The following is a 10,493-nucleotide window of genomic DNA, read 5'->3' on the forward strand; positions in this document are numbered from 1 at the left end:
GAGGCCGAAGCCGCCCAGTGGTGCAAGGCCAACATGAAAAAACCGATCGTTGGCTTCAACAGCCTCCCAGATGGCGGCGGCAGCGCCTGCAGGGGGCACATAGATGACCGACACGGTTGCGCCGGTCGCCTTGGCGGCTTCGGTCACGTTGGCAAAAATCGGGATGCCTTCGAAGTCTTCGCCGGCTTTCTTGGGATTCACACCGGCCACAAAAGCTTCTTTGCCGTTCGCGTAGTCGCGGCACATGCGGGTGTGGAATTGACCGGTTTTGCCGGTGATGCCCTGGGTGATGACTTTGGTGTTTTTGTTGATGTAGATGGACATGTTCTTGGCTCCGGGCTTTTATTTGACAGCGGCGACGATTTTGGTCGCGGCTTCGGCCATGGTGTCTGCGGCGATGATGGGAAGGCCAGAATCGGCCAGCATCTTCTTGCCCAGGTCTTCGTTGGTGCCCTTCATGCGCACGACCAGTGGAACCGAAAGGTTCACGGCCTTGCAGGCGGTGATCACGCCGTCGGCGATGGTGTCGCACTTCATGATGCCGCCGAAGATGTTGACCAGGATGCCTTTGACATCAGGGTTCTTCAGCATGATCTTGAAGGCTTCGGTGACTTTTTCAGCTGTTGCGCCGCCGCCCACATCCAGGAAGTTGGCTGGCTCGCCACCGAAAAGTTTAATGGTGTCCATGGTCGCCATGGCCAGGCCTGCGCCGTTGACCAGGCAGCCGATGTTGCCGTCCAGGCTGATGTAAGCGAGGTCGAACTTGCTGGCTTCGACTTCGGCCGGGTCTTCTTCGTCCAGGTCGCGATAGGCCACGATTTCGGGATGGCGGAACAGCGCGTTGGCATCGAAGTTGAACTTCGCATCCAGGGCCATGACTTCACCCTTGCTGTTGCGGTTCAGGGGGTTGATTTCAACCAGCGACGCGTCGGTCTCCATATAGCACTTGTAGAGCTTTTTCAGGATGTCGACGGTCTGCGCCACGGAGTCGGCAGGCATGCCGATGCCGGCGGCGATTTGCTTCGCCTGGGCGTCCGTCATGCCGACCAGCGGATCGACAAACACCTTGATGATTTTTTCAGGGTTGGAATGAGCCACCTCTTCGATGTCCATGCCGCCTTCGCTGGAGGCGATGAAGGCCACCTTTTGCGACTCACGGTCGGTCACGGCCGAAACGTAGTATTCCTTTTGGATGTCGGCGCCGTCTTCAATATAGAGGCGGCGGACTTTCTGGCCTTCTGGGCCGGTCTGGTGCGTTTTCAGCTGCATGCCGAGGATTTCGCCGGCAATGCGCTTGACGTCGTCGATGGTTTTGGCAACCTTCACGCCGCCGCCCTTGCCGCGGCCGCCCGCGTGGATCTGGGCCTTGACCACCCACACCGGGCCACCTAGCTTCTGGGCGGCTTCCACCGCCTCCTGCACCGTGAAGGCCGGGATGCCGCGCGGCACTGGCACACCAAAATTGCGCAAGATTTCCTTGCCCTGGTACTCGTGAATTTTCATGAAAGACCTTCAGAATTCAGTAAAAGAGGGGGGTGCAACAGGGATTTGGGCAGAGGAATGGGGTGTCGGAAACAGGCCACACCGGCCCAAAAAACCACGTCGGCGGTCACTGCAGGCAGCAACGCAGAACTGTATCATGGTGCGACGCACAACTCTTGTGCCCGCCTTACACCCCGAAAAGGGCCGAAATTGACCTCTGGGGCGGCCAGCCGCCCACTTTGTTTTGTACCTGGAAGCCCATGCCTAAAGTATTTATTGACGGCGAAGCCGGCACCACGGGCCTGCAAATCCGCGAGCGGCTGCAAGCCATGCCGCAGATCGAACTCGTCAGCATCGCGCCCGAGCTGCGCAAGGACGCGGCCGCCAAGCGCGCCCTGATGGCGCAGGTGGATATGGTGATCCTGTGCCTGCACGACGACGCGGCACGCGAATCGGTCGCCATGATTGACAGCTTGACCGGCAAAAAGCCCAAAATCATTGACGCCTCCACGGCTCACCGCACCGTGTCCGGCTGGGTTTACGGCTTTCCCGAACTGACCCAGACCCAGCGCGCCGCCGTAGCCGCTGCCGACCGCGTGGGCAACCCCGGCTGCTACGCCACCGGTGCGATCGCGCTGATCCGTCCGCTGGTTGACGCCGGCATGATCCCGGCCGACTTCCCGCTGAGCCTTCCCGCTGTGAGCGGTTACTCCGGCGGCGGCCGGCAGATGATTGAAGACTACGAAGCCGGCACCGCTCCCCTGTTTGAACTTTACGGCCTGGGCCTGAAACACAAACACCTGCCCGAAATCATGAAATACACAGGGCTCACACGCCGGCCGGTGTTCATTCCGTCGGTAGGCAACTTCAAGCAGGGCATGCTGGTGCAATTGCCGCTGCACCTTGACTTGCTGCCCGGCAAACCAACCGGGGCGCAGTTGCAGGACGTACTGGCCAAACACTATGCCGGCAGCGAATGGGTAACCGCGGAGGCCGCGCCCGAGTCAGGCAAGCTGGATGCGCTGGCGCTGAACGACACCAACAAGATGGAGTTGCGCGTGTTTGCCAATGAAGAGTACCGCCATGCGGTGCTGGTGGCGCGGCTGGACAACCTGGGCAAGGGCGCATCCGGCGCTGCAGTCCAAAACCTGAAGCTGATGCTGGGTCTCTAATCGTCCGGACCAGACAACCAAACTCCTTGCCTCCCAAAGTTGAAGCTCAGCCTTCCATTTTGATGTGTTCAAGCGCCTTTGGCAATTCACTGCCGACTTTCTTTACTACTTCTTCCCAACAACGGCTCTCGCCTTGGCGGAATAGGCGCGCCGTGGGGTACCAGGGGCTGTCGTCCCGTTCAAGCATCCAGCGCCAATCTGGCCGATAAGGCAGCATGAGCCACAGCGGTTTTCCCATCGCGCCAACCAGATGGGCGACGCTGGTGTCGACGCTGATGACAAGGTCCACGCAATCAGCCAGAGCAACTGTGTCTTCAAAGGTTTTCAGCGCGTCACCTGCAAAGAAGATGCCGGCCGACTCGACCAGCTCTTGGTCAGCCTCACGCACCTCTTTTTGCAGGCACACCAGCTGGCAGGACTGCGGCAAAGCGTCCAGCAGCGTCGCCAGCGGCATCGACCTGTTCGCATCATTCTGATGTGTCGCGCTACCTGACCAGACCAAGCCCAGCCTTGGGCCGCGCTCTGTGCTGAGCTTTCGCAACTCTCCTTCCCATCCTGTCTTCAGGGCAGGAATGCTTCGCAAGTAGGGAATGGCCGCCGGAATGCTGGTCAGGTCGGTTTCAAACGCGAACGGTAGGCTGAACAATGGGCAGTGAAAGTCAAAATCCCCAGGCAATTGCCCGCGGCCCACAAGAATGCAGTCATCCTTGAAGTCCGCGCAGAGCGGCTCTATCGAAGCCGGGACCGATAAAAATACTTTCGCGCCTCTGGTGGCAATCAAAGGGATGTAGCGCAGCAACTGTATGGTGTCGCCCAAGCCTTGTTCACCATACAGGAAAATGCTTTTACCAATAAGCGACTCGCCGGTCCAAATAGGCTTGCCGAAATTGGGCCTAGGCGGACGCGGACCAAGCGCGCTGGCAAACCACCGCCATTCGTATTCAGGCCAGCCTTGGCGCAGGTCGCCAAGCAGCAAATGGGCAACGGCCTTGTTCCAGTGGAGATTGGCATGGTCGCCCTCCGCCGCGAGACCGCGATCAGCAACCGTCACCACTTCAGCACAGCGACCCAGATTCAGCAGGGTGCAGCCCATGTTGTACAGAACGTGCGTATTTTGCGGCTGCAGGCTAACGGCGCGTTCATGAAAAGCCATGGCCTGATCAAGCCGACCCAACCGGTCGCAGGCCGCACCGGCATTCGACAGCGCGTCCGCATGCTGGGGCTGCAATGCGATCACCTGCTCGTAACTTTGCAAGGCTAACGCATGCTTGCCCTGTGCAGCCTGAATCGCCGCTTTGCCGTCGAGCGCCGGAACATTCCCGGGATGTTCAGCCAGAATGGCATCGATCAGGGCAAGGGCTTCGTCATGGCGGGCCAAACCGTTCAGCGCGCACGCTTTCTGGATGCCGAAGCCATGGGGTGCTCCGTTTTTCATCTGCCCGTCCGCCACCGTGATGACCTCCTGCCAGCGCTGCAAGTCAAGCAACAGCTTGACCTGGTTGGCTGCCGCATCTACAAAGGCCGGATTGATACGCAGGACCTGCTGGTAGCTATCCAGCGCCGCATCCACCTGGTGCAAATTTTCCTGCACGCGGGCCAGCTCAAACCAGGCCAAATCAAAATCAGGCTTCAAAGTCAGAGCCGCTCGGAAACTGCGGACCGCGTCTTCAACCAACGTCTGGCGCATCTGCACCTGTCCCATCAGGAAATGGGCATCCAGAAGACCGCCGTCCAACGCGAGGGCCTGCCTGAAGCTAGCGCTGGCCTCAGGCAGTTCGCCCAGTTCCATCAGGCCATAACCCAGGTTGACATGGGCCAAGCCATCGTTCGGTGTCATGGCAACCACCTGGCGATAGCAGTCGGTGGCCTCGGAAATCCTGCCTTGTGCCAACAATTCGTTGCCACGTGAGCGCAATGACTGGGCATCTTCGTCCGGGACAATCGGTCCGGCAGATACAGCGCTTTTATTGCGTGCCAGTAGGGTGCGGATACTCTGGAAAATGGCTGACTCCTGAAAGTTTTTCACATTCCCAGGCCAGACTTTGGGAGGAAGGGCCACTGCAGCCTGGATCTCAATACCCTTCCTTGTCGGGATTTTTGAGGACCCACGATGCAACCTCCAGTGTAAAACCTCTTCCCGCCAGAAATCGGATTTGCCGGGCATGTTCTGCGGGGTTGGCCGGGGCTGTGCCAAACTTTCGCTGCCAGATGTCTCGCGCCCGTTCGCGCTCGGTGGCCTTAAGCTGCCCAACCGCCTCCCGTATGGCCGTCACGTCCAGTCCTTTGGCCTGCAGCTCCTGCTGGATACGCGAGGCGCCCAGCTTGCGGGAACGCCGGTTGATGACCGAATCGATGACACGCTCTTCGCTGATGAAATCCTTGAGCTCAAGGTCGTCGAGCACCGCCTTCAGCTGGCCCGGCGTTTCTTCATGCGGAGCCAGCTTGCGTTCAAGTTCGGCGCGTGAATGTTCGCGCGCGGCAAGGTAACGCAATGCGCGGCCCTTGAGGGAAAGGCCAAAACCCGCACGGCGGGCGGGTTTGGCGGGGGAGCTGTCTGCCGGGTTTTCCATGTCAAAGGACCCAGCCAGATTGAAATGCAAGCGCTACTCTTTTGATAGCTGCTTGCGCCCATTCTGATTGGTATGTCGCCTTATTTGGCATTCAAAAGACAGGCTCAGGCGGCTACTTTGGCGGGTTTTTCGGCTTTCTCGGCCTTGGGCGCCTTTTCAGCCGGTGCTGGCTCGGTGCCGGCCGCGGCTTGCACCAGCGGAATACCCAGCGATTCGCGCACCTTGTTTTCGATCTCGATGGCGAGTTCGGGGTTTTCTTTCAGGAACTCACGCGAGTTGTCGCGCCCCTGGCCAATTTTTTCGCCGTTGAAGGCATACCAGGCGCCGGCTTTTTCGACGATGTGGCCGGCCACACCCAGGTCCAGCACCTCGCCCAGCCGGCTGATGCCCTCGCCGTAGAGGATGTCGAACTCCGCCGTCTTGAATGGCGAGGCCACCTTGTTCTTGACCACCTTCACCCGGGTTTCGTTGCCGATCACCTCTTCGCCTTTCTTGATGGAGCCGATGCGGCGAATGTCCAGCCGCACCGAGGCGTAGAACTTCAGCGCATTGCCGCCGGTGGTGGTTTCGGGCGAACCGAACATCACGCCGATCTTCATGCGAATCTGGTTGATGAAGATGACCATGCAGTTGGCCTTCTTGATGGTGGCGGTGAGCTTGCGCAGCGCCTGGCTCATCAGGCGGGCCTGCAGGCCGGGCAGCGAGTCGCCCATTTCGCCTTCAAGCTCGGCCTTGGGCGTGAGCGCCGCCACCGAGTCGACCACGATCAGGTCGACCGCGCCGGAGCGGGTCAGCGAATCAACGATTTCAAGCGCCTGCTCGCCGGTGTCGGGCTGGCTGATCAGCAGGTCTTGCAAATTGACGCCCAGCTTTTGCGCGTACTGGATGTCCAGCGCGTGCTCGGCATCCACAAAGGCGCAGGTGCCGCCCAGTTTTTGCATTTCGGCGATGACCTGCAGGGTCAGCGTGGTTTTGCCCGACGATTCAGGGCCGTAGATTTCAACCACACGGCCGCGCGGCAGGCCGCCGACGCCCAGGGCGATGTCCAGGCCCAGGGAGCCGGTGGAAACGACCTGGATGTCTTCGATGACCTCGCCGTCGCCCAGCTTCATGATGGTGCCTTTGCCGAACTGCTTTTCGATCTGGGCCAGCGCGGCCTGCAGGGCTTTGGCCTTCTCGGTGTTCAGGGCGGCGCTTTGTACAGGGTTTTGGGCGGGGTTCAGTTTGCTGGTCAGTTCCATGAAAAACTCCTTGAAAATCAATGATGTAAAACTTTTTCTCTAATTTCCGGCCTCTGCTTTTAATCACAGCGCTGGATGCATGACCAGTACTTTATGGGCGCCATAGAAATAAGTAAACCCTATTTTTAGTCAGTTTGCCTGATCAATTGAGATACCATGATTTCATGCCTGAAGCAGTCAGTCCACCTCACATTTCCAGCCCCTTTGGTGCCACCGAAGCCGGCTGGCGGCAGACCCACCTGGGCCGCCTGATGGGCCATGCGCTGCGCCGCTTCGACGAGCGCGTGCTGTCGCTGATGGCCAGCAGCATCGAGGTGCCGCTGGCGCTCTCCAACCTGGCCGCACGCGACCAGGTCGGTGCCGCGCACATCCACATCACTCGCCACCTGGCGGTCGGCGGCTCGCGCCTGACGGACCTGGCGCAAAGCGCGGGCATGAGCAAGCAGGCCATGGGCGACCTCGTCGACCAATGCGAAGCCTGGGGTTTGGTGACGCGCCAGCCCGACCCGCACGACAAACGCGCCCGCCAGGTGGTGTTCACCGAATCGGGCCTGCTCTGGCTGGAAGCCTTTCACAGAGCGGTTCGGCAAGCCGAGGATGAGTTTCGCCAGGCTGTGGGGCATGATGTAGCTACGGTGGTCGCGCTGGGACTCGAGGCCTACGCAGCAGCCTGATCCCAACCGACGTCAGCAAACCTCTGGCGACAAAAGCCTAAAATTTGCCGAACAAGTAAAACTGGCCCACAGCTCCCGTAATGCGGACCACTCCCCGGAGACAACCATGCGTATCCTGATTGCCGAAGATGACCAGGTCCTGGCAGACGGCCTGCTGCGCACTTTGCGCGCCTCCGGTGCGGCAGCCGACCACGTGGCCAGCGGCACCGAAGCCGACGCCGCGCTGCTCACCAACACAGAATTCGATCTGCTGATCCTGGATCTGGGCCTGCCGCGCATGCACGGGCTGGAAGTGCTCAAGCGCCTGCGCGCCCGCGGCTCGGCCATGCCGGTGCTGATCCTGACCGCCGCCGACAGCGTGGAAGAACGCGTCAAGGGCCTGGACTACGGCGCCGACGACTACATGGCCAAACCGTTTTCACTGCAGGAACTCGAAGCCCGTGTGCGCGCGCTGATCCGCCGCGGCATGGGCGGCGCCAGCAGCACCATCAAGCACGGCCCGCTGGTGTACGACCAGGCCGGACGCGTGGCCACCATCGACGGCCAGATGCTGGAGCTGTCGGCGCGCGAACTCGGCTTGCTCGAAGTGCTGCTGCAGCGGGCCGGCCGCCTCGTCAGCAAGGACCAGCTGGTGGAACGCCTCTGCGAATGGGGCGAAGAAGTCAGCAACAACGCGATCGAGGTGTACATCCACCGGCTGCGCAAGAAGATTGAAAAAGGCCCGGTGCGCATCGCGACCGTGCGCGGGCTCGGTTACTGCCTCGAAAAAATACCAAATTGATGAGCCCCCACGGTTGCTCACTGCGTGTAGCGCCCTGCCCCCCGAGGGGGCCGCTGCGCCTGCGGCCCGGCAAAGCCGGTTCCGCGGCCCCTGCTGGCATGAAGAGCATGCGCGCCGGACGGACGTCCCGCACGCTTCTTGACCTGTGGCTCTGAGACTCTTCCAGCGCGAGCGCCGAAGCCTCTTCGGCGAGATCCTCGACTGGATGCTCACGCCGCTGCTGCTGCTATGGCCGATCAGCCTGGCGCTGACCTGGCTGGTGGCGCAGAACATTGCAGGCAAGCCATTTGACCGTGCGCTTGAATACAACGTGCAGGCACTGGCCAAGCTGGTGGCGGTCAAAAACAACCAGGTGCAATTCAACCTGACGGCGCCGGCGCGCGAGATCCTGCGCGCCGATGACACCGATCTGGTCTATTACCAGGTTGTGGGCACGCAAGGCGAACTGCTCAGCGGCGAACACGACCTGCCCCTGCCGCCCGATGAAGACAAGCCCACCAACGGCGAGGTGCGGCTGCGCGAAGACCTGATCCAGGGCGAGGATGTCCGCGTGGCCTATACCTGGCTCAAGGTCGAGGTCAAAGCCCCGGCGCCGACAGGCAAGGCGGCTGCACCGCGCAGCGACAAGAGCGCGGGTGCACCCGAAGCCGTGTCCGCCCAGATGGTGCTGGTGCAAGTGGCCGAAACGCTGGAAAAGCGCAAGACGCTGGCCACTGAAATCGTCAAGGGCACCATGGTGCCGCAGTTCGTAACGCTACCGCTGGCCGTACTGCTGGTGTGGCTGGCACTGGTGCGCGGCATCAAGCCGCTGGCCCAGCTTGAAAAGCGCATCCGCGCACGCAAGTCCGACGACATGAGCCCGCTCGATGAAACCGCGGTGCCAGAAGAGGTAGCACCGCTGGTGTCCTCCATCAACGATTTGCTGAGCCGGCTCAAGGTGTCGCTGACCACGCAGAAACGCTTTCTCGCCGATGCCGCGCATCAGTTGAAGACACCGCTGGCGGGCCTGCGCATGCAGGCCGACCTGGCGCAGCGCGAAACCGATGCCGACGAACTCAAAAAATCGCTCAAGCACATCGGCCGTGCCAGCATACGTGCCACCCACACCGTCAACCAGCTGCTGGCGCTGGCACGCGCCGAAACCACAGGCCGCAGCCTCGCCAAGCTGCACATCGACCTGGTGCATATCGTCTCGGAAGTGATGGCCGACTCGGTGCCTCGCGCCCTTGAAAAACAGATCGACCTCGGCTACGACGGGCCCGCCGCCGGCGAGCAGGCGACGCAGCTGGAAGGCAACCCGACCCTGCTCAAGGAGCTGGTGCGCAACCTGCTGGACAACGCCATCAACTACACGCCCGAAAAAGGACAGGTCACGCTGCGGCTCATGACCGACCGCTTCAGCGGCGTACTGGTGCTGCTGGTGGAAGACTCCGGGCCGGGCATCCTGGAGTCCGAGCGCGAGCTGGTGTTCCAGCCGTTCTACCGGACGCTGGGCACCAACGTCGACGGCTCCGGCCTGGGCCTGGCCATCGTGCTGGAAATCGCCAAGCAGCATGGCGCCACCATCACCATTGAAGATGCGGCCCTGCCGGGCCACCCGCAAACGCCCGGTACCCGCGTCACCGTGCGTTTTGTCGGGATGGATTTACCTGACGGTCAGTAGCGGCAGCGGCAGCACCTGCACCCATGCACTTTCCCGGGAATTTTTAAGCAAATGAGCCTGCAATCCATACAGAACTTGCGCAAGCAGCTCCTGAAATGATAGCGAATCAGGGTTTGGCAGGCGGCCACTTGTCGTAAAGCTTCGCACCGATGCGCTCGCCCCACAGCTCGATTTGCGCAGGCGTTCCGGCATGCGGCTGGTTGGCGCTGTCGCCGCGCACATAACCCAGYGCCACGCAGGCGCCGGCCAGCGGGCTCCAGCCGACCGACGAAATTTCGCCCACCATTTGCCCGTCCATCACAATCGCCTCGCCGCCCCAGGCAAAGGCATCCGGCGTGTCAAACACCAGCGTGACCAGTTTCTTGCGCAGCGCCAGCCCCTGTGAATTGAGCAACGCGGCCTTGCCGATAAAGTCAGCCGGCTTGTCGAGCCTGACGCTGAAGGCCAACCCCGCCTCCCACGGCGTTTCGTCCGGGCCGAGCTCTGCGCCCCAGGCGCGCCGGCCTTGCTCAATACGCAGCGCATCCAGCGCGTAGTAGCCTGCATCACGAATACCGAGCGCCTTGCCGGCCTCCATCAGTGCCAGGTACACATGGCGCGCCATTTCGATCGGCGTGTAGAGCTCAAAGCCCGGCCCGCCCACATAGCTCATGCGGGCGGCGCGCACGCGGGCAAAGCCCACGTCAATCTCTTTCGTCCATGAGAACTTCAGCGCCTCGGGCGACAGGTCGTCCGGGCTAACGAGCGCCAGCAGCTCGCGCGCCTTCGGCCCCATCACCGACAGCACCGAGTACATCGTCGACACATCGGTCAACACGGCATGTTCCGCTTCGCCGATACGCCGCGTGATCCAGTCGAAGTCCCTTACCGTTTGCGCAGATCCGGTGATGATGAGGAATTGGTTCGCGGC

General features: G+C 61.3%; 9 protein-coding genes and 1 pseudogene. 4 read left to right on the forward strand and 6 right to left on the reverse strand.

All coding sequences use genetic code 11. The annotated features are described in order from the left end of the window. A pseudogene (locus AC1DWI_RS04635) lies at nucleotides 1-324 on the reverse strand (hypothetical protein); the annotation flags it as partial. A gap of 18 nt (nucleotides 325-342) precedes the next feature. Further along, on the reverse strand, nucleotides 343-1,503 hold the full coding sequence (gene sucC / locus AC1DWI_RS04640) for an ADP-forming succinate--CoA ligase subunit beta (protein ID WP_477670591.1): 1,161 nt from the start codon (nucleotides 1,501-1,503) through the stop codon (nucleotides 343-345). 239 nt (nucleotides 1,504-1,742) lie between these two features. On the opposite strand from sucC, the gene argC reads away from it, so the two are divergent. Beyond that, nucleotides 1,743-2,654 carry an N-acetyl-gamma-glutamyl-phosphate reductase gene (argC, locus tag AC1DWI_RS04645; protein WP_477670590.1) on the forward strand — a complete coding sequence of 304 codons (912 nt, stop codon included), beginning with the start codon at nucleotides 1,743-1,745 and terminating at the stop codon, nucleotides 2,652-2,654. Between the two features lie 46 nt (nucleotides 2,655-2,700). On the opposite strand, the gene AC1DWI_RS04650 is transcribed toward argC, so the two are convergent. The 3 genes from AC1DWI_RS04650 to recA all read right to left on the reverse strand — a co-directional run bounded on the left by AC1DWI_RS04650 (nucleotide 2,701) and on the right by recA (nucleotide 6,465). Continuing rightward, on the reverse strand, nucleotides 2,701-4,680 hold the full coding sequence (locus AC1DWI_RS04650; RefSeq protein WP_477670589.1) for a tetratricopeptide repeat protein: 1,980 nt from the start codon (nucleotides 4,678-4,680) through the stop codon (nucleotides 2,701-2,703). A gap of 46 nt (nucleotides 4,681-4,726) precedes the next feature. After that, on the reverse strand, nucleotides 4,727-5,254 hold the full coding sequence (recX, locus tag AC1DWI_RS04655) for a recombination regulator RecX (protein ID WP_477670588.1): 528 nt from the start codon (nucleotides 5,252-5,254) through the stop codon (nucleotides 4,727-4,729). Nucleotides 5,255-5,328: 74 nt separating this feature from the next. Then, nucleotides 5,329-6,465, reverse strand: a complete 1,137-nt coding sequence (gene recA / locus AC1DWI_RS04660) for a recombinase RecA (protein WP_457282065.1) — start codon at nucleotides 6,463-6,465, stop codon at nucleotides 5,329-5,331. 164 nt (nucleotides 6,466-6,629) lie between these two features. On the opposite strand from recA, the gene AC1DWI_RS04665 reads away from it, so the two are divergent. The 3 genes from AC1DWI_RS04665 (at nucleotide 6,630) to AC1DWI_RS04675 (ending at nucleotide 9,583) form a co-directional block, all read left to right on the forward strand. Further along, entirely contained in the window at nucleotides 6,630-7,139 is a 510-nt protein-coding gene (locus AC1DWI_RS04665) for a MarR family winged helix-turn-helix transcriptional regulator (RefSeq protein ID WP_477670587.1), read from the forward strand. 106 nt (nucleotides 7,140-7,245) lie between these two features. Beyond that, a complete protein-coding gene (locus AC1DWI_RS04670) occupies nucleotides 7,246-7,920 on the forward strand; it encodes a response regulator (protein WP_477670586.1) in 675 nt (224 codons plus the stop codon). Between the two features lie 151 nt (nucleotides 7,921-8,071). Further along, entirely contained in the window at nucleotides 8,072-9,583 is a 1,512-nt protein-coding gene (locus AC1DWI_RS04675; RefSeq protein WP_477670748.1) for a sensor histidine kinase N-terminal domain-containing protein, read from the forward strand. A 106-nt stretch (nucleotides 9,584-9,689) separates the two neighbouring features. Here the strand turns inward: AC1DWI_RS04675 and AC1DWI_RS04680 are convergent. Further along, nucleotides 9,690-10,493: aminomethyl transferase family protein (locus tag AC1DWI_RS04680; protein WP_477724449.1), on the reverse strand; the 804-nt coding region annotated here is incomplete at its 5' end.

It is taken from the genome of Polaromonas sp. P3_C2 (assembly GCF_056402675.1).